The sequence below is a fragment of the Paracoccus lutimaris genome (assembly GCF_003337565.1).
In the GTDB taxonomy this organism is placed as follows: Bacteria; Pseudomonadota; Alphaproteobacteria; order Rhodobacterales; family Rhodobacteraceae; genus Paracoccus; species Paracoccus lutimaris.
Genome location: NZ_QPJL01000001.1, coordinates 25,607 through 44,385 on the forward strand (window position 1 = coordinate 25,607; position 18,779 = coordinate 44,385).

An 18,779-nucleotide genomic window follows, 5' to 3' on the forward strand; every position below is an offset into this window, starting at 1 on the left:
TTTTATCTGTCCCGACCTGCGGGGCGCCAATTTGGCACAAACCAGCGCAGGGTCAAGCTTTCAGACTCAGGCCTCCAGCAGGCGGCGCAGCAGGTCGATATCTTCTGCCAGGCTATGGTCGGCGCTGCGCAGCTCTTCGATCTTTTTGACGCCATGCATGATGGTGGTGTGGTCGCGCCCGCCAAACCGGCGCCCGATTTCCGGCAGCGAACGCGAGGTCATCTGCTTGGACAGATACATCGCGATCTGGCGCGGCCGGGCGACGGTGCGCACCCGCTTGGGCCCGATCATGTCGGCAAGGCGGATGTTGTAATGCTCGGCCACCTTGCGCTGGATTTCCTCGATCGAGACCTTGCGGTCATTGGCGCGCAGGATGTCGGCCAGACATTCCTGAGTCATGTCCAGATTGATCTCGCGGCCCATCAGGCTGGCGAATGCGAACAGCCGCTGCAGCGCGCCCTCCAGAACCCGCACGTTCGAGGTGATGCGATGGGCCAGAAACTCCAGCACGCCTGGCGCGATCTTGAGGCCCGGATATTGCTGGCGGAAATTGTCGGTCTTGGATTGCAGGATGCCCAGACGCAGCTCGTAATCGGTCGGGTGCAGGTCGACGACAAGGCCGCATTGCAGGCGCGACTTGATGCGCTCCTCCAGATCCTTGATCTCGCCCGGCGAACGGTCGGCCGAGATGACGATCTGCTTGCCCTGATCGACCAGCGTGTTGAACGTGTGGAAGAATTCCTCCTGCGTGGAATCCTTGCCGGCGATGAACTGCACGTCATCGACCATCAGCACCGAGACGGCCCGGAACATTTCCTTGAAATCCATCATCGTGCGTTCGCGCAGCGCCTGCACAAAGCGGTACATGAACTGCTCGGCCGACAGATACAGCACCCGCGCCTCGGGCTGGCGGGTCTGGATCTCGCGGGCGATGGCATGCATCAGGTGCGTCTTGCCCAAACCCACGCCGCCGTAAAGAAACAGCGGGTTGAAGGTCACCGGCCCGCCCTCGGCCACCCGGCGGGCGGCGGCATGGGCCAGCTCGTTGGGCTTGCCGACGACGAAATTCTCAAAGGTGAAGCGCTGGTCCAGCGGCGCGGCCAGATCGTCATTGGCGGCGACAGGGCGCGGCGCGGCGACGCGCTTGGCGGGGGCGGCGGCCTGACGCGCGGTCTGGGCGCGGGTCTCGAAGTTCAGGCGCTGCACCGGCCCCTCGATCCGGTCGAGGACCTGCAGGATGTCGTTGCTGTAATGGCGGGCGACCCAGTCGGACAGGAACCGCGTCGGGCAGGCGATGGTGGCGGTGCCCTCGGAGACGCCGGTCAGGCGCAGCGGCTCGATCCAGGTGGCGAAACTATCGGCTCCGACGATTTTCTGAAGTTCTTCACGCGCTTGCCCCCAAAGCTTGTCCATCTGACCCGGTTCCGTTTCTTATCCCCTGACTCCGCCGGATTTTCCCGACGTGAGACGATTCGCATCCAGCCCAGAGGACGTGCGTATCGGCAACAGAACATCCCGGCGCCGCCAAGGAGGCACGCGGGGCCGTTCTGCGGCCAAAGATACAGACACGAAACGCGAGCCGGTGGCAGTCGGCTTGCGCATCATCAACCGCAGATCGCAAGGATCGTGCAGCCGCCCTGAATCCTCGGCGGCAGCGCCGATTCTTCAGAACATGTCCCCCAGGTGCGACGTGAATCGCAGCATGAAGCTACCAAGAAGCAGGCCCCGCCAGCAACTGTTCTTCGCGCTTGACAGTCACTTTGCCGTAGCGAATCTGACGATGCTGCAACACCAGCGTGACAGGTCATAACTAATTGAAATATATAGCATTACGCAACGTCAACTGTGGGTATCCGCAACAAAAAGGCGCGCTAAAGCTGAGCGCGCCCCTCATTTATTCTACTTTTAGTTGCGTAAATGCCGCAGCCGATCAGGCGGTGGCCAGAGCCTTCACGCCGGCCGACAGACGCGAGATCTTGCGCGCGGCGGTGTTCTTGTGGACGACGCCTTTGGTCACGCCGCGCATCAGTTCGGGCTGGGCGCTTTGCAGCGCATCACGGGCGGCAGCCGCATCGCCGCTGGCGATGGCTTCTTCGACCTTGCGCAGGAAGGTGCGGATGCGCGAGCGGCGAGCCTTGTTGACGGCGGTCTGACGCTCGATCTGGCGGGCGCGTTTCTTGGACTGGGGCGTATTGGCCATGGGGGCGTTCCTGTCTTTAGTCTTTACGAAATCGATCACGCAAAAGCCCCATGGCACCGTCCATCAGGGGACGGTCATGATTCTTGCCTTAAGCGGGCCCACGCGCATGTAAGCCCGGCCCTATACAGGGGCCGGGGTCGAAAGCCAAGCGCAAATCACTTATCGCGGAATTGCGGCTCGCGCTTTTCAAGGAATGCGGCCATGCCTTCCTTCTGGTCCTCGGTCGCGAACAGCGCCTGAAAATTGCGCCGCTCGAACAGCAGCCCCTCGCTCAGCGTGGTCTCATAGGCGCGGTTCACCGCCTCCTTGGCGGCGACGACGGCGATCTGGGATTTTTCCGCGATCTTGCGCGCGACGGCCATGACCTCGGGAAGCAGCTTGCTGGCCGGCACGATCCGGCTGACCAGACCTGCGCGCTCGGCTTCGACCGCATCCATAAAACGGCCGGTCAGATGCATCTCCATCGATTTCGACTTGCCGACAAAGCGGGTCAGGCGCTGGGTGCCGCCGATGCCGGCCATGACGCCCAGATTGATCTCGGGCTGGCCGAATTTCGCATTGTCGGCGCAGATGATGAAATCACAGGCCATGGCCAGTTCGCAGCCGCCCCCCAGCGTATAGCCCGAGACGGCGGCGATGATCGGCTTGCGGGTCGCGGTGATGCGCTCGATCTCGTCGCCAAACAGGTTCTCGGTATAGACGTCGACGAAATTCTTCGTCGACATCTCCTTGATGTCGGCTCCGGCGGCAAAGGCCTTTTCGCTGCCGGTCAGCACGATGCAGCGCACCTTTTCATTGCGGTCGGCCTCGGTCAGCGCCTCGCCCAATTCGCGCATCAGCTGCGAATTCAACGCGTTCAGCGCCTCGGGCCGGTTCAGTCGGATCAATGCGACATAGTCTTCGATCTCGACGATAATGGTCTGGTAAGCCATTGTCTCTTCGCCTTTCGGAAGTAAGCTGACCGCGACTCCTAGCAAAAGCAGCGGCTCAAGACCAGCACCGCCGCATCCGCTTCTTTCATGCCCAAATATCCCCGCCGGAGGCAGCGGCCATGGGCCGCTTCACTTCTGGCAAAGCCCGCAGAAATAGCTTGACCGCCCCGATTGCACGATGCGCTGGACCCTGCCCGCACATTCCGGATTGGGGCAGGGCGCGCCCTCGCGGTCATAGACCCGAAATGAATGCTGGAAATAGCCCAGCTCGCCGCTGGCCTGCCGGTGGTCGCGCAAGGACGATCCGCCCGCCGCAATGGCCTCGACCAGCACGTCGCGGATATGGCCGACCAGCGCGGCCAGCCGTGCAGGCCCGATCCGGCCCGCGGCCCGGCGCGGATCGATCCCGGCCCGGTGCAGCGCCTCCGAGACATAGATATTGCCCAGCCCCGCGACGATTCGCTGGTCCAGCAGCGCCGCCTTGACCGGGGCGCGACGCCCGTCAAAGGCCCGCGCCAGCACCTCGGGGGTAAATTCCTCGGACAAGGGTTCCGGCCCCAGATGCGCCAGCAGCGGATGCTCGGCCCCCGGCGCGACCAGATCGACCATGCCGAATCGGCGCGCGTCGTTGAAGGTGATGCGCGTGCCTTGATCGTTCCAGATCACCACATGATCGTGACGGGGCAGGATCGCCGGATCGCGGTGAAACGCGCCTTGCGCCTCGTCCTCGATCAGCATCCGGCCCGACATGCCCAGATGCAGCAGCAGACTGCCGCGATCCTCCAGATCGGCCAGGATGTATTTCGAGCGTCGCCGCAGGCCGGTGACCCGCGCCCCGGTCAGCACCTGCACCAGATCGGGTGGCAGCGGCCAGCGCAGATCGGGGCGGCGGGCCTCGGCCCGGGCAATGCGGTGCCCTTCAAGATGCGGCTGAAGGCCGCGTCGGACGGTTTCGACCTCTGGCAGTTCTGGCATTTTCGTCCCATTCATCGCATGGTGCGCCCGCGCCCGGCTGGCGCGCGCCGCGTTTTCGGACTATCTGGGCGCGAAACGACGAATGGACAAGCGACATGACCCGTGACGAGCCCAAGGAAACCCATTTCGGCTTTCGTACCGTGGCCGAGAAGGACAAGGCCGGCCTCGTCCATGGCGTCTTTTCCCGCGTCGCCTCGCGCTATGACGTGATGAACGACCTGATGAGCGTGGGCGTCCACCGGGTCTGGAAAACCGCGATGATGGATTGGCTGGTGCCGCGCGACGGCCAGCACCTGCTGGATGTGGCCGGCGGCACCGGCGACATCGCCTTTCGTTTCCTGGAACGCGCCCCCGGCGCCCGGGTCACCGTCTGCGACATGACCGAATCCATGCTGGTCGAGGGCCGCAAGCGCGCCGAGGCCGGCAAGCTGGCCGAGCGTCTTGGCTGGGTCACGGGCGACGCGATGGCGCTGCCCTTTGCCGATAACAGCTTTGACCGCTATACGATCAGCTTCGGCATCCGCAACGTCACCCGCATTCCCGACGCGCTGGCCGAGGCACGCCGCGTCCTGAAACCCGGCGGCCGGCTGATGGTGCTGGAATTCAGCCAGATCCCGGTGCCGATGCTGCAATGGCTTTACGACCGCTATTCCTTCAACGTCATTCCGGTCATGGGGCAGGTCGTCGCCAATGATCGCGACAGCTATCAGTATCTGGTCGAATCGATCCGCAAATTCCCCGATCAGGAGGCCTTCGCCCAGATGATCCGCGAGGCGGGTTTCGGCCGCGTGCAATGGCGCAACCTGTCCATGGGCATCGCCGCGCTGCATTCGGGCTGGAAACTCTGAGCGATGCGCGGACCCCATAACATCTGGCGCCTGATCCGCACCGGCGCCACGTTCGAGCGCACCGGCGCGATGAAGGCCGCATTGGACGCGCTGAACGCACCCGGCCGCGTGCGCGTCGCCGCCCGCATCCTCGGCTGGCCCTTTGCCTGGCTGGGCTACAAGGGCGACCCGTCGCTGCCCCCCGTCACCCGCGCCATCACCGCGCTGGGGCCGGCCTATGTGAAATTCGGCCAGATTCTGTCCACGCGCCCCGATGTGGTCGGGGTCGAGCTGGCCAACCAGCTCTCCATGCTGCAGGACCGGCTGCCGCCTTTTCCGACCGAACGCGCGCGCCAGACCATCGAATCCGCGCTGGGTGAGCCGGTCGGCGCGCTGTTCAGCGAATTCTCCGACCCCGTCGCCGCCGCCTCGATCGCGCAGGTTCACCGCGCGCGCCGGATCGACAACGGGCGCGAGGTCGCGGTCAAGGTGCTGCGCCCGGGGATCGAGGGTGCCTTCCGCCGCGATATCGACGCCTTCCATTTCGCCGCTGGCATGATCGAGCGCCTGTCCCCCGCCACAAGGCGCCTGCGTCCGCGCGACGTGATCAGCCATTTCGAATCGGTGGTGAATGGCGAGCTGGATCTGCGGCTCGAAGCCGCCTCGGCCTCGGAATTCGCGGAAAACACCACGGGCGATGCCGGCATGGCCGTGCCAAGGCCGCATTGGCACCTGAGCGCCCGGCGCGTCCTGACCACCGACTGGGCCGAGGGCATCGCCATGAGCGATGTCGCCGCCCTGCGTGCCGCAGGCCACGATCTGCAACTGATCGGCACCCATGTGCTGCAGCTTTTCCTGCGCCATGCGCTGCGCGACGGCTATTTCCACGCCGACATGCATCAGGGCAACCTGAAGGTCGCGGCCAATGGCGATATCGTCATCTATGATTTCGGCATCATGGGCGAGATCGACGAATATACCCGTCGCGTCTATGCCGAGATCCTGATGGGCTTCATCCGCCGCGATTACGAACGCGTCGCGCGGGTCCATTTCGAGGCGGGCTATGTGCCCCGCGACCGCGACATTAAGGAATTCGCCCGTGCGCTGCGCGCCGTGGGCGAGCCGATCTTTGGCGCCGATGCCAGCCGCATCTCGATGGCGAACCTTCTGGCCTATCTCTTCGAGGTGACCGAGCGCTTCGGCATGGCCACCCGCACGGAACTGATCCTGCTGCAACGCACCATGGTGGTGGTCGAGGGCGTCGCGCGCTCGCTCGATCCGCAGATCAACATGTGGGAAGTCGCCCGCCCGGTGGTCGAAAACTATATCCGCGACAATCTGGGGCCAAAGGCTGCGGCGCGCGATCTGCTGCGCTCGGCGCAGGTTCTGGGCCGTTTCGCGCCGCTGCTGCCAGAGTTTCTGGAACGCCGCATGCCCGAATTGCTGCGCGAACCGCCGCCCCCCGCGCGTGAGCCGCGCCGCGCCGGCATCATCACCGGCATGATCGCCGGCGGCGCCATCGCCATCGCCGCGATGCTGGCCGGGTTGTGGCTGGGTTGAGCCCATGGCAGGGCCGGGGGGTTGAGCGCGCCCCGGCTTTGCCCTAACCCTGTGCCCCATGCGAATACTCTATCTTGGCGATGTGATGGGCCGTGCCGGACGGCGGGCGATCAATGAGGGGCTTGGCGCCCTCAAGGAGCGGCTGCGCGTCGATTTCACCGTGGTGAACGGCGAGAATGCCAGCGGCGGCATGGGGCTGACCGGCAGCCATGCCAAGCTGATCCTCGAATCGGGGGCCGATTGCATCACTCTGGGCGACCATGCCTTCGATCAGAAGGACATGCTGTCCTATATCGAGACGGAACCCCGGATTATCCGGCCGCTGAACTATTCCAAGGCCGCGCCCGGCAAGGGCGCGCGCGTCTATGAGGCGACGCGCGGGCGCAAGGTTCTGGTGGCGCAGGTGCTGGGGCAGGTCTTCATGAAGCGGCCCTTTGACGATCCGTTTTCGGCCATTGATGCGGTCTTGCGCGCGCATCCGCTGGGCGGGCTCGTGCAGGCCAGCGTCGTCGATATCCATGCCGAGGCAACCAGCGAAAAGATGGCCATGGGCCATTGGTGCGACGGTCGCAGCAGTCTGGTCATCGGCACGCATACGCATGTGCCGACCTCGGACACGATGATCCTGAACCGTGGCACCGCCTATCAGTCCGATGCCGGCATGTGCGGCGATTATGACAGCGTGATCGGCATGGAAAAGACCGAGCCCTTGCGCCGCTTCCTGACCGGCATGGCCGCAGAGCGTTTTTCACCCGCCGAGGGCGAGGCGACTCTCTCGGGCGTCATCGTCACCACCGACGACCGCACCGGACTTGCCACCGCGATCGAGCCGGTGCGGCAGGGCGGGCGGTTGTCGCCTTCGCCGGTTTCTGCCTGAGACGCGGGCTTGCGCTTGCGGGGCCGGGGCGAAACCGCATATCACCCAACGGGCGGGCCGGATCTTGCGGCGCAAATTTGCAGGTTGTGAATGTTCGGATTTGAGCTGACCGGAACGAACGCGGCGCTGGCCATGCTGGTCATCGTCACCATGACCTTCATCCAGTTCATCCGCGAGAAACACCCGCCCGAGGTCGTCGCCATCGGCTCGGCCGCGATCATGATGCTTTTGGGGCTTTTGCCGGTCAAAGAGGCGGCGGGCGTTCTGTCGAATGCCGCGCCCTGGACCATCGCCTTCATGTTCCTGATCATGGGCGGTCTGCTCAGGACCGGCGCGCTCGAGATGATGTCGCGCGCGGTTTCCAGCCGCATCTCGACCCAGCCGGTGCTGACGGTGATCATGCTGTTCGGCTTTGTCATTCTGGCCTCGGCGATCATGAACAACACGCCGGTGGTCGCGGTGATGATCCCGATCTTTATCCAGGTGGCTATAAGGCTTGGAGTTTCCCCCTCCAAGTTCCTGATGCCGCTGAGCTATTTCACCATTCTGGGCGGGATGATGACGCTTTTGGGCACCTCGACCAACCTTCTGGTCGATGGCGTCGCGCGCGAGGCGGGGATGAAGCCCTTTACCATCTTCGAGATCGCCCCGGTCGGGATTGCGGTGACGCTGGCGGGCATTGCCTATTTCGCGCTGATCGGCCGCAAGCTCTTGCCCGATCGCAGTTCGCTTGCCACCTTTCTGGGCTCGCGCCGCGAGATGAAATATTTCACCGAGGTCGCCATCCCCGAGGATTCCGGCCTTGTCGGCCAGCCGGTGCTGGAGATTCCGCTGTTCAAGCGCCAGGCGGTGCGGGTGGTGGACGTCTTGCGCGGCGATGCCTCGCTGCGCCGCAATCTGGCCGAGGTGGTGCTCGAGCCGGGCGACCGCGTGGTTCTGCGCACCGAGATCGCCGACCTGCTGGAGATGCAGGGCAACAAGAACCTGCAGATGGTCGACAAGCTGAGTTCGGTCGCGACCGAGACGGTCGAGGTGCTGATCTCGCCCGGCGCGCGGCTGATCGGGCGGCGTCTGGGCGACATGCGCCTGCGCCGCCGCTATGGCGTCTATGTGCTGGCCGCGCATCGCCGCAGCCAGAATATCGGCCGCCAGCTGGACGATCTGGTGGTGCGGGTGGGCGACACGCTGCTGCTCGAAGGTGCGCCCGAGGATATCGGCCGTCTGGCGGTCGATATGGAACTGGTCGATGTCTCGCGCCCTTCGGCCCGGGCCTATCGCCGCGAAAAGGCGCCCATCGCGATTCTGGCGCTGCTTTCGGTCGTGGTGCTGGCGGCGATGGATGTGGCGCCGATCATGGCGCTGGCCTTCATCGCCTCGGCGGTGGTTCTGGTCACGCGCTGCGTCGATGCCGAAGAGGCGTTTTCCTTTGTCGATGGCCGCTTGTTGGCGATGATCTTTGCCATGCTGGCGGTGGGCGAGGCGCTGGAACATACCGGCACCGTCGCGCTGATCGTGGATTTCGTCGCGCCCTATCTGGCCGGCATGCCGCCCTTTGTCACGCTGGTCTGCGTCTATTTCCTTGGGTTGGCGATGACCGAGGTCCTGTCCAACAACGCCGTCGCGGTGCTGTTGACACCCATCGCCATCGCGCTCGCGACCTCGCTGGGGCATGATCCGCGCGCCTATGTGGTTGCGGTGATGTTCTCGGCCACGGTCGCCTTCGCGACGCCCATCGGCTACCAGACCCATATGATGGTCTATGGCCCCGGCGGCTACAAGTTCAGCGATTTCATCCGCGTCGGCGTGCCCCTGGACATCATCACCGGCATCGTCGCCTGCCTGACCATTCCGCTGTTCTGGCCGCTGTAAGGCCGGCGCAGTCGCTGCCGGGCTAGTCCCTGTCGAAGCCGCTGCGGATCGCGGTCTCGGCGGCGGCGGAAAGCGTCTTGCGCGTCTCGCCCGCGACCGGGATCGGATCATGCAGGCGCACGGTCACCCGACCCTGCGGATATTGCGCCAGCACCGCCAGCAGATGCGGCCCCAGATCCATGTCGCCCCACCAGCCGTAAAAGCGCGGATCGCGGCCCCTGGGGGCGTGGTAATGCGCGCTCATCGGCTGGATGGTGAGGGTTTCGGGCAGGCCCGGGTCCAGAAAGCCCTGAAACAGCGTCGGCTTGAAGGGCAGCACGCGCTGACCGTCGGTGCTGGTGCCCTCGGGAAAGAACAGCAGACGGTGGCCGGCGCGGGTGCGGGCGGCGAATTCCTCGGCCTGTTCGCGGGCCAGTTTCGGGTCGCGGGTGACGAAATGGGTGTCGGTGACGCGGGTCAGGATATTGATGCCCGGCCAGCCCGCGACCTCGGCCTTTGAGACGAAAAACACCGGCATGGCCGCGTTCAGGACGAAGATGTCAAGCCAGCTGGAATGGTTCGCGACCACCGCGCCGGACCCGCGCATCGGCACCCCCTGGCGCTGCCATTTCAGCCCCATGATCCACAGGCAGATTCGGCAGACACCCTGCACCCATGGCCCGGTCACCGGGCGGCGCGGGCCGGTCAGCAGGCGTTCGGCGAAGCGGATCGGCAGGATCAGCAGCACGCCAAGCGCCAGCACCAGAACGATGCCGCCGCCGCGCAGCGCGATCAGCACCCAGCCCAGCGGGCCGGGTCGCGGGATGGGCGGCGGCTCTTCGCCACGCCAGGTGGCGCTTGCGCCCTCGCTCATTGCTCCTGCCGGGTCTCGTAGAACTTGCGATGCTTTTGCGACATGGCCTTGGTGTCCAGCAGCAGGAACACGTCGGTCGTGTTGAATTCGTGGTCGATCCATGCGCCTTCGCCAATCTGGCCACCCAGCCGCAGATAGGCCTTGATCAGCGGCGGCATGCCCACCATCGCCGCGCGCCGGTCCAGCTGGGGCGCGGCGATCAGGTCCATGGGCTGATAGGCGTCGGGCAGGGCGCGCGGACGCATCTCGGACGGGGCCAGGTGGTTGTGGTGCAGCCAGCTGAGCGGCTGGGCCAGACGCCCGGCATCGGTGCCATGGAACGAGGCGACCCCGAACAGGATGTCGATATCGCGCGACAGCACATATTCGGCCAGCGCGCTCCACAGCAACATCAGGCCGGCGCCGCCGCGAAAGGCCGGATCGACGCAGGAACGCCCCATTTCCAGCAGCGAGCGACCGGAACTGCGCAGGCTGCTCAGGTCATATTCGCTGTCGCAGTAAAACCGCCCGAAGCGTTCGGCCCGGTCCCCCGGCAGCAGGCGATAGACACCGACGACATGGTCAAGGTCATCGCGCGAGCGGCGGTTGTCCACCAGGATCATCTGATCGACGACGGTGTCGAACTCATCGCGTTCCAGCCGGCGCTCATGATCGACCAGCGGGCCGTCGCCGCCCAGCTCCTCGACAAAGACGCGATAGCGCAGCCGCTGCGCCGCCAGAAGGTCGGTTTCATCGGTGGCCAGCCGGGTTTCGAAAAAGGAGGTCTCGACAGTCATCTTCCAGCCTGAAATCCCGCCTGATCGCAGTCATATCCGTGTGGCCTGTGTCTAGGCGGCGGGGGGCGACATTGCAACAGCGTCGCGGTGCCGCATGTTCCCAGGCTACAGCTTTGATAATTGACACACGTAATAGTTGAACTAACCTCGCGTTATTCTCTGGAGGACGCATCCGTGACCAGTTCGAGATTGATATGGCGGCCATCGACCACCTGCTTGCCGGCATGTGCGAAATTGACCGTGATACGATCCCCGATACGCGACTGGACCTGTCCGGTGCCCCATTCGGGCGCGCCGGGATGGCGGACGATCATACCGGGTTCAAGAATTTCATTCATCACACGCCCTCATATCTGGCAGCAGGCAGGCTAAACATCCATGGACGATCTGACAATCTACCGTACGTCGCGAAACCCGGTCGCTGCCGGGCCCGAGCATCTTGCCGTATTGCTGGGATCGCGGCTTTGCCACGATCTCGTCTCGCCGCTGGGCGCGATCGGAAACGGTCTGGAGCTGCTGGAACTCTCGGGCGAGTTTCCCGGAATCACGAACAGCGGTGAGATGGCGTTGATCCTTGAAAGCCTGAATGCGGCGCGGGCGCGGATCCGCTGTTTCCGGGTGGCTTTCGGTCATGCCGCGACCGACCAGCGGTTGAGCATCGCCGAGATCGCGGCACTTCTGGCCGATGTCGAAAAGGCCGGACGGCTGCGGCTGCGGATCGAGGCCGAGGGCGACCTGCCGCGCGGCGAGGCACGGATGATCCTGCTGGCGCTGATGTGTCTGGAAACGGCGATGCCCTGGGGCGGCAGCGTTCTGGTCTGTCGCGGCGCGCAGGGCTGGCGGCTAGTGGCCGAGGCCAGCCGGACCAAGCACGATCCGGCGCTGTGGTCCTGGCTCGATCCCGACCAGCTGCGCGAGCGTCCCGAACCGACCCCCTCGGAAGTGCAGTTTCTGCTGCTGGGCGGTCTTGCCCGCGACGATGGCCGCCGTCTCAGTTGGGAACTGGACGAGACCGGTGCCGAGATTTCCTTCTAGAGGCGCTATCGGTTCCGGCTGACACATATCCAGCCTTGTCATCTGTTCGGTCGCGCCCATCGCCGCATGTGCAGGCCTGAATGCTTTTGCGGGCAGGCTTGCGCCCGATCCGGTCCATCATCGATTTGGGGCCGAACAGCCAATCCCGGTCATGCGCGCCATGAAATCGGCAGGATCCTCGGGCGGGTTCACACCTGTCCAGACGAGCGGCGGCACAAGTCCTGCGCCATCCCCCGGCCCCGATATTGCGGGGATGCTGCCCAGCGACGCGACCAGCCCCGCCGCATCGAGCCCGCCTTGTGCCGCGTCACGCAGGGCAGGCAGGGCCAGCCCGGCCCAGATGTCGATTTCCGCTCGTCCGGCATCATTCGCGGGGGTCAGCGCGGCCAGCGGAAACTCCCGCCCCGCCGCATCCTGACTTGGCACGACAAGCAGAGCGAGCGGATGGCCGGCATGGGCGATCAGCCCGCGCAGACCGTCTTCCGGCCAGCGCTCGGCAGCATCGCCGCAGGCCACCAGCAGCCGGGTCAGCCAGCGATCCAGCACCGGCTGCACCCCGGCGGGCAGGCCGCGCGCGACAAAGTCGCCATTCGTGGGCAGCTTGCCAAAAAAGCCGGTGCCCATGGCTCAGAACCCGCGCGGGCAACTGAAGCCCGAGAACATGGTCAGATCAAACGGGTTTTCGACCGAGTTGGCGCGCAGGTCGAAGCTGGCCGAAAATCCCCGCGCCGACAGGCGCAGGCTGAACACGTCGGGCTGCGCCGACTTGGAGAGCTGACCGCCGCGCAGCAGCCGCAGGAAGGCCCAGCTGCCGGTCTGCGAGGTGATGACCTCGGCCGAGCCGTCGACGGGCGCGAAGCTCAGCGTGACCATGTTTGTGCCGTCGCGGCCCGGCCATGTCATCGGCTCGGGGCGGGCGGCGGCATTGAAATAGGTCAGCACCTGACCGTCCACATTCAGCGTCACCCGGCTTGCATTGGCCGACAGGTCCTTGGGCTCAAGGCTGAAGGCCATGACCGGCCCCGATCCGCCCGGAAACAGCGCGTCGCGCATCGAGCGCGCCCGCTCGAACGGCGCCAGCAGCGCATTGTCCAGCCCGAAATCGGCCCGCCAGGCCCAAGGCCGCACGGTGGTGTCGATATAGGCCTGAAGGTTGTCGTTGGTGAAGCCGTCGATCAGCCCGCCCGGTCCGAACAGGCGCTGGAAGTCCTGGGTGTTGACGTCGATGGCCGAGGATTGATCGAAGGGATAGCGCCCCGCCGTCGCCGACTGGCAGAAGGGCTGCACATCGGCCCGCCAGCGGGCATTCAGCTGGGCGATCACCGCCTCGCGCGTGACGCTGATCGTGTCGCCGGCGATGCCCGCCACCCATTTGTCGATCGGATCGGGCAGGCGCGCGGCCTCATTGGCGATGCTGCCGGTCAGCTGCGGCAACCCCCCTCGCGCCAGCAGCGCCGATTGCGGGTCGGGGCTGGCGGCGACGGTCTGCAACTCGTTGGACAGGGCCGCCAGCGCGGTCACCGCATCCCCCAGCAGCGGCGGCTTGCCGTCCACCTCCTGCACGGTGGCGCGGATCGCGGCGAAATGGTCGGAAACCGGCTGCCCCGGCGGGGGCGGTGGCGCCTCGGCCTCGGCACCGGGTTTCCCGACGATCTTGCTGCCGGCCTTGACCAGCTTGCCAAGCTTGCCCAGTTTGGCGGCGGCCTTCATCCCGGCCTGCTGCGCGGCGGCGGTGTCGATGGCCTCAGCTTCGGGCGCGACCGGGCGGGCCAGATCGGTTTCCGCCACCACCGCCTCGAGCAGGCGTTTCAGCGCGCTGTCAGCCGAGGACAGGTCCTTGAGATTGCGCTGCGCCTCGGCCAGATCGTTGATCGGCGTCAGCCGGACATCGCGCAGGAAGCCGTCCCATTGCGCGATGGAATCGTCGTAATAGAGCTTGAGAATATCGGTCTCGAGCGTGTCCGCCGAGGCTTCGGCGCTTTCATTGCAGCCGCCGGCGAAGACGGCGCGGTCAAGCGTCGCCTGTGCCGCAACCTCGGGCACCAGCGGCAGCACCACCTCGTGAAAGCCCGCATAGGTGAAGGCGCCCGGCAGCCCCGTGCGCAGCGATTTTTCCGACACCCGCGTCAGGACGCTTGCGCCATTCGGCCCGGCCTTTTCGGCCGGCACCCATTCCGCCAGCCCGGCCACCGCCGGGTCCGAGCGCAGGCTGCGATAGGCGCGCACCGCAAGCGGGATGGTGCAGATGCTTTCCAGCGCGACCGCGACCAGTTGCGGATCGGGCTTGATCTTGCTCTCCTCGGACCGCATCCGGTCGATGGCCGCCAGCTGGTGGTTCAGACTTTCATCGGTCGGGAACGCGTCGATAGGGGCGTATTGCGGCAGCTTCTCCTGCCAGAAGGCGGCAAGGAAATCGGCGTCATAGGGCGCCTGTCCGGTCAGCATCTGATAGGCTTTCAGCGCATCCAGCAGGAATTCCGGGTCGCGGCTGTGGCGCCACATCGTCGCCTCGAGCAGGGCGACCATGCGCGGCTCAAGGATATTGCGCAGCGTCCGGTCATAGGCGATCGTGTCGACCTGCTGCAATTCCGGTCCCGCGCCGGGGCCAAGCGCGGTCAGCGCGCCGACGGGGGCGGGTGTCGCGGCATTCCTGACCTCGGTTGCGGCGTCCAGCGCCAGGTTCAGGTCCAGCGGATCGGTCGGCGCCTGCCGGGCCGCGATATTGGCGAGCCTCGCGGTCAGATCCGCAAGCTGGCGTTCCTGATCGCGCAGCGCCCCGTTCCAGCGCAGATACGAGAACAGAAACAGCGTGCCCAGCAACACGACGACGGCGACCGAGGCGGCCAGCGTGCCGCGCCAGATCCAGCGCCGGCGCTCTTCGGCGCGGGGGTCGAAGCGGCCCAGCCCGGCCTCGGGGAAAATGACCTCGATCAGCAGATTGCGCAGAAAGAAGCTGCGCTTCTCGCCATGTCGGCGCGCCTCGGGCGCTGGCGGCGACAGTCCCAGCGATCCGGCGATCCCGGCCACCATGCGGTCGATGGGCGAGCCTTCCTGCGTGGCCGAGGTGAAGTAGATGCCGCGCAGCCACGGGCTTTCCTCATAGCGGCTTTCGCCGAAGATAGCCTCGACCAGCACTTTCAGGGGGCCGGTCAGCAGGTCAAGCTGCGACGGAAAGCGGAACACCTCTGCCCGCTGCGACAGCGGCAGATCATCCGCGATGCGCTCGGTCATGCGTTTTTCCAACGCCTCCTGCAGCACCTTCATCTCGCGCTCGACGGTCATTTCATCGACCCGATCGGCGGTTCCCAAGGTCGCGCCCCAGACCTGTTCGCGCTGGCGCGAATTCAGATCGCCGAAGAACTCCTCGAATCCGGGAACCAGATCGGCCTTGGTGATCATCAGATAGACCGGCAGTTTCAGCCCCGTCTCCTGACGCAGCTCGGCCAGGCGCTTGCGGATCTCGCGCCCATGCTCGCGGATCGAGACATTGTCGCCCGCCAGTTCCTGCACTGACAGGGTCAGGATGACCCCGTTCAGCGCCCGCCGGCCGCGATGGCGGACCAGCATCTGCATGAAGCCTTTCCACTCGGCGGCATCGGCGTCGGGGTCGGATTGCTGCTGGACATAGCGCCCCGCAGTGTCGATCAGCACCGCATCCTCGGTAAAGAACCAGTCGCAGTTGCGGGTGCCGCCGATGCCCTTCAGATCGTCGGAAAGGTCGATCGGGAAATGCAGCCCCGACTGGCGCAGCGCCTTGGTCTTGCCGGTGCCGGGCGGTCCGATGATGACATACCAGGGCATGTCGCGCAGGAATTTCCGCCCGCCCAGCTTCGAGCGCTTCATCTGCTCAAGGATGCCCTGGAACTTGCCATGGACCTCGGCCAGGTTTTCTTCGCCGGGGCCGGCGGTCCGGGGCGGGGCGGCGGCCAGTTCGGTGACAAAGACGCGGTTGGCCGAAGCCGCGCGCATCTGGCGGATCAGCATCGAGACCAGCCACAAGATGATGATGACGGCGATCACGACAAGGCGGGTCAGATCCGCCGCCAAAGGCTGCATGTCGCCGACCGAGATCAGCGGCCCGTAAAACCAGATCAGGGTACAAAGCACCGCAATCCCGATCAGCGTCCACAGGAAGCGCGAGAACAGGAAGCCGAAGATCTTTTTCAGCACGCGCATCGCTCAGACCTTCTTCTGCAGTATGATCTCGACCCGGCGGTTGCGGGCCCGGCCGTCCTTGGTGCCGTTATCGGCGATGGATTCGGTCGCGGCCTTGCCTTCCGAGGTCACCAGCCCCGCCGGCACCCCGGCCTTGACCAGCAGGTCGGCGATGGTCTTGGCCCGCGCCTCGCTGAGACCCTGGTTCGACCGGAACGGGTTCGAGGTCTGGACCGGAATGCTGTCGGTATGCCCGACCACCCGCACCGAACCGATCAGCTCGGCATTGTCCTTGATGACCGTGGCCACGGACTGGATCAGCGGCACATACCCCTCGTTCAGATCCGCCCTGGCCGAGCGGAAAACCTCGGGATTGCTGGCCTGGATCACCACCACCGCGACCGAGACATCCTCGCGCCCGGTCAGCGCCGTGGCGGTATCTTTGGGCGCGGCCCCGGCGAACAGCGGCAGCAGCTCGAAGACCAGCGGCTCGACCGTCAGCGCCGGTGCCGTGACCGTGTCGATCACCGGGCGAAAGATCTCGGCGCGTTCGGGGGGCGGCAACACGCCGGCCAGCGTGAAAAGCTGCTCGCCGCGACCCGAGAGGCGGATGCCAAGCCCGACATAGATCGCCGTCACCAGCGCCGCCGCGATCAGCAGGATCGACCAGATCGGAACCACGAATTTCCGGTCCTCGTCCTCGGCGATCACGCCTTGCCAATGCGGGGCCAGCGGCGGGTCGGCGGTGTCGCGGTCGTGCATGAGCCGCGCCATCTGCGCGCGCAACCGGGCGATCTCGGCCTCGCCGGCGGCGCCGTTGATGCGGTATTTGCCGCGAAAGCCCAGCGACAGGCACAAAAAGACCAGCTCCAGCAATTGCGGGTCGCGTTCGGGATAGCGCAGCAGGTCCTCGGCCAGTTCAAAGAAGCGGTTGCCGGCATCGACATTGCCATACATCGAGGCGACCAGCGGTTGGCGCGGCCAGCCGCTTGAGCCGCCCCAGGGGGTGTTGATCGCGACATCGTCCAGAAGCGCGCCGACGAACCATGCGCCCTGATCGGCCCGACTCAGCGGCACGCCCATCGAGACCGCGCCGTCGCGCGCATAGGTCAGGTTTTCTTGCAGCCGCGTGCGCAGCAGGTCGGGGTTTTCGGGCGCCATGGCACGCTCAAGCTCGGGGGCGATGCCCAGCAGGGCGGCAAAGGCGCGCACCAGCGGATTGTCACTGGCGCGGCTTTCGCGCAGCGGCGCATTGCTGGCGGCGGCAGCGGTGGCGGCTGCCGCCGGGCGCGCGCCATTCGACCCTCGCGGACGGATCCGGGTCCGTCCGGCATCGTCACCCAGTCCAAATGGATCCTCGCTGGTCATGTCGGTCCTATCGGTTCACCGCATAGCAATCGATTTCAGGTTCGCGATCCAGCTTGCCGGCCACGCCCAGAACAAAGCCCGGCGCCTCGGCCAGCGCCGCGTAATGTTCCGAGCTTCGGTCAAGTTCCAGGCACAGCCGGTCGCCGTCATAGGGAATTTCGCGCGGCTGCGAGTTCAGCGGCTTCAGCGGAATGCCGGGCAGCTTGGATTTCCACAGCTTGTCGAAATCATCCGCCGCGCCCACCGTCGCCTGATCGACGAAGATCTTGCGCAGCATCGCCTCGGACATGTCGCCGCCGATGCGCAGCACGATGCGGCTCGACTTGATGATCTCGGGATTGTCGATGCGCACCGTCCAGATGTTTTCGGAATGGCGCGACACCCGCAGCGCACGCGACTTCGGCTCGACATGGCGCAGGGACAGCACCAGCGACCGCAGCGCATCGGCCAGCGCCGTATAGGCCAGTTGCGGATCGGCATGGTCATAGACCGGCAGCTCCGCCATGCGCCGCGCCGAGGCGCCATAGGTCGCCATCCGCCCGCCCAGCCCGGCCAGCTCGCCAAACAGATCCGAAGGGTGGCAATCGTTTTGCGCCAGCAGATGCGCGAGCCGGGGCCGGGCGCTGTTGGCCAACTCAAGGATCAGCAGGTTCTCCATCGAGGCGCCGGTGCCGCCCAGCACCATCGAGCCATGCGCCTCGGCGATCCGGTCGATCCCGGTCACCAGTTCCTTGAGCAATTGCCCGTACCAGGCCACCGCGCCGATATTCAGCGCAGGTGCCAGAAAGCCGCGATCCAGCGCCACCGCGCCATCCGCCGTCAGCCCGGTGATCCGGGCGATGGGCAGCGTGGCATAGCCGCGGGTTTCCTCGCCCGGCAGCAAGAGTTTGGGCGCAAGCCGCGCCACCTCGATCTCGGTCGGATCGGCCCCGCCACGGATGGCGTCGCGCACGGTGATGTAATCGCCGCGATAGCGCATCCCCGAGGGCTTGTCATGGGCGGCGTCGATCTCGGCCGCGCCGGCGGTCTCGGCCGGGATCGCCAGATGAACCAGGCCGGCCCCGGTCTTGGCGCCCGGTGCCACCGGCTCGACCGGGAAGCTGCCTTCGGGGATCGCGAAGACGGTGCCGTCCGGCATGACGCCAGCCGCCGCCGTCAGCGCCATCTGCCCGGCCTCGCGGGCCTCTTCGTCCAGCTGCAACCCGACAAAGCCGAAGCTTTGCAGCGGCATGGCGCGCAGGGCCTGCCGCAGCAACCAGTCGAAATGCCGGTCCTGCTGTTGCAGATGCTGTGTCCTGAGGTACTGCCCCTCGGACCAGACGACCTTGTTTCTGTCCGTCATGCCGATCCCG

The 18,779-nt window shown here is 65.7% G+C and carries 16 protein-coding genes; 5 read left to right on the plus strand and 11 right to left on the minus strand.

The genetic code is table 11. The features are described from left to right. Positions 1-66 precede the first annotated feature (66 nt). The 4 genes from dnaA to mutM all read right to left on the minus strand — a co-directional run bounded on the left by dnaA (position 67) and on the right by mutM (position 4,107). The gene (gene dnaA, locus DFP89_RS00135) at positions 67-1,413 is read right to left on the minus strand and encodes a chromosomal replication initiator protein DnaA (RefSeq protein WP_114347357.1); all 1,347 of its coding nucleotides are present in this window, start codon (positions 1,411-1,413) and stop codon (positions 67-69) included. A 517-nt stretch (positions 1,414-1,930) separates the two neighbouring features. Beyond that, positions 1,931-2,200 (minus strand): 30S ribosomal protein S20, encoded by a 270-nt coding sequence (gene rpsT / locus DFP89_RS00140; RefSeq protein ID WP_114347358.1) that lies wholly within the window; start codon positions 2,198-2,200, stop codon positions 1,931-1,933. 155 nt (positions 2,201-2,355) lie between these two features. Then, entirely contained in the window at positions 2,356-3,132 is a 777-nt protein-coding gene (locus tag DFP89_RS00145) for an enoyl-CoA hydratase (RefSeq protein WP_114347359.1), read from the minus strand. Positions 3,133-3,261: 129 nt separating this feature from the next. Then, positions 3,262-4,107: a bifunctional DNA-formamidopyrimidine glycosylase/DNA-(apurinic or apyrimidinic site) lyase gene (gene mutM, locus DFP89_RS00150; protein ID WP_114347360.1), complete on the minus strand. Its 846-nt coding sequence runs from the start codon at positions 4,105-4,107 to the stop codon at positions 3,262-3,264. 95 nt (positions 4,108-4,202) lie between these two features. Here mutM and ubiE point away from each other — a divergent pair, with 95 nt between their 5' ends. The 4 genes from ubiE to DFP89_RS00170 all read left to right on the plus strand — a co-directional run bounded on the left by ubiE (position 4,203) and on the right by DFP89_RS00170 (position 9,240). Further along, a complete protein-coding gene (gene ubiE / locus DFP89_RS00155) occupies positions 4,203-4,955 on the plus strand; it encodes a bifunctional demethylmenaquinone methyltransferase/2-methoxy-6-polyprenyl-1,4-benzoquinol methylase UbiE (RefSeq protein WP_114347361.1) in 753 nt (250 codons plus the stop codon). Between the two features lie 3 nt (positions 4,956-4,958). Beyond that, complete coding sequence (ubiB, locus tag DFP89_RS00160) at positions 4,959-6,494, plus strand: 2-polyprenylphenol 6-hydroxylase (protein WP_114347362.1); 1,536 nt, start codon at positions 4,959-4,961, stop codon at positions 6,492-6,494. A gap of 58 nt (positions 6,495-6,552) precedes the next feature. Next, positions 6,553-7,371 (plus strand): TIGR00282 family metallophosphoesterase, encoded by an 819-nt coding sequence (locus DFP89_RS00165; RefSeq protein WP_114347363.1) that lies wholly within the window; start codon positions 6,553-6,555, stop codon positions 7,369-7,371. 90 nt (positions 7,372-7,461) lie between these two features. Then, complete coding sequence (locus DFP89_RS00170; RefSeq protein ID WP_114347364.1) at positions 7,462-9,240, plus strand: SLC13 family permease; 1,779 nt, start codon at positions 7,462-7,464, stop codon at positions 9,238-9,240. A gap of 22 nt (positions 9,241-9,262) precedes the next feature. Here the strand turns inward: DFP89_RS00170 and olsA are convergent, their stop codons facing one another. The 3 genes from olsA to DFP89_RS00185 all read right to left on the minus strand — a co-directional run bounded on the left by olsA (position 9,263) and on the right by DFP89_RS00185 (position 11,207). Then, on the minus strand, positions 9,263-10,093 hold the full coding sequence (gene olsA, locus DFP89_RS00175; RefSeq protein ID WP_114347365.1) for a lyso-ornithine lipid O-acyltransferase: 831 nt from the start codon (positions 10,091-10,093) through the stop codon (positions 9,263-9,265). Further along, positions 10,090-10,869: an L-ornithine N(alpha)-acyltransferase gene (gene olsB, locus DFP89_RS00180; protein WP_114347366.1), complete on the minus strand. Its 780-nt coding sequence runs from the start codon at positions 10,867-10,869 to the stop codon at positions 10,090-10,092. Before olsB ends, olsA begins: the two co-directional genes overlap by 4 nt. Before the next feature lie 152 nt (positions 10,870-11,021). Next, positions 11,022-11,207, minus strand: coding sequence for a DUF3553 domain-containing protein (locus DFP89_RS00185; protein WP_114347367.1), 186 nt, complete (start codon positions 11,205-11,207; stop codon positions 11,022-11,024). Between the two features lie 40 nt (positions 11,208-11,247). Here DFP89_RS00185 and DFP89_RS00190 point away from each other — a divergent pair, with 40 nt between their 5' ends. Continuing rightward, the gene (locus tag DFP89_RS00190; protein ID WP_114347368.1) at positions 11,248-11,904 is read left to right on the plus strand and encodes a histidine phosphotransferase family protein; all 657 of its coding nucleotides are present in this window, start codon (positions 11,248-11,250) and stop codon (positions 11,902-11,904) included. 117 nt (positions 11,905-12,021) lie between these two features. Here DFP89_RS00190 and tagF read toward each other — a convergent pair whose 3' ends face one another. Genes tagF through tssK form a run of 4 tightly spaced genes read right to left on the minus strand, consistent with a single transcriptional unit; the run spans position 12,022 to position 18,769 of the window. Next, positions 12,022-12,528: a type VI secretion system-associated protein TagF gene (tagF, locus tag DFP89_RS00195; RefSeq protein ID WP_114347369.1), complete on the minus strand. Its 507-nt coding sequence runs from the start codon at positions 12,526-12,528 to the stop codon at positions 12,022-12,024. Between the two features lie 3 nt (positions 12,529-12,531). Further along, a complete protein-coding gene (gene tssM / locus DFP89_RS00200; protein ID WP_114347370.1) occupies positions 12,532-16,080 on the minus strand; it encodes a type VI secretion system membrane subunit TssM in 3,549 nt (1,182 codons plus the stop codon). A gap of 3 nt (positions 16,081-16,083) precedes the next feature. Continuing rightward, positions 16,084-17,427, minus strand: coding sequence for a type IVB secretion system protein IcmH/DotU (gene icmH, locus DFP89_RS00205; RefSeq protein WP_114347371.1), 1,344 nt, complete (start codon positions 17,425-17,427; stop codon positions 16,084-16,086). Positions 17,428-17,434: 7 nt separating this feature from the next. Next, complete coding sequence (tssK, locus tag DFP89_RS00210; RefSeq protein ID WP_114347372.1) at positions 17,435-18,769, minus strand: type VI secretion system baseplate subunit TssK; 1,335 nt, start codon at positions 18,767-18,769, stop codon at positions 17,435-17,437. Between the last annotated feature and the right edge of the window lie 10 nt (positions 18,770-18,779).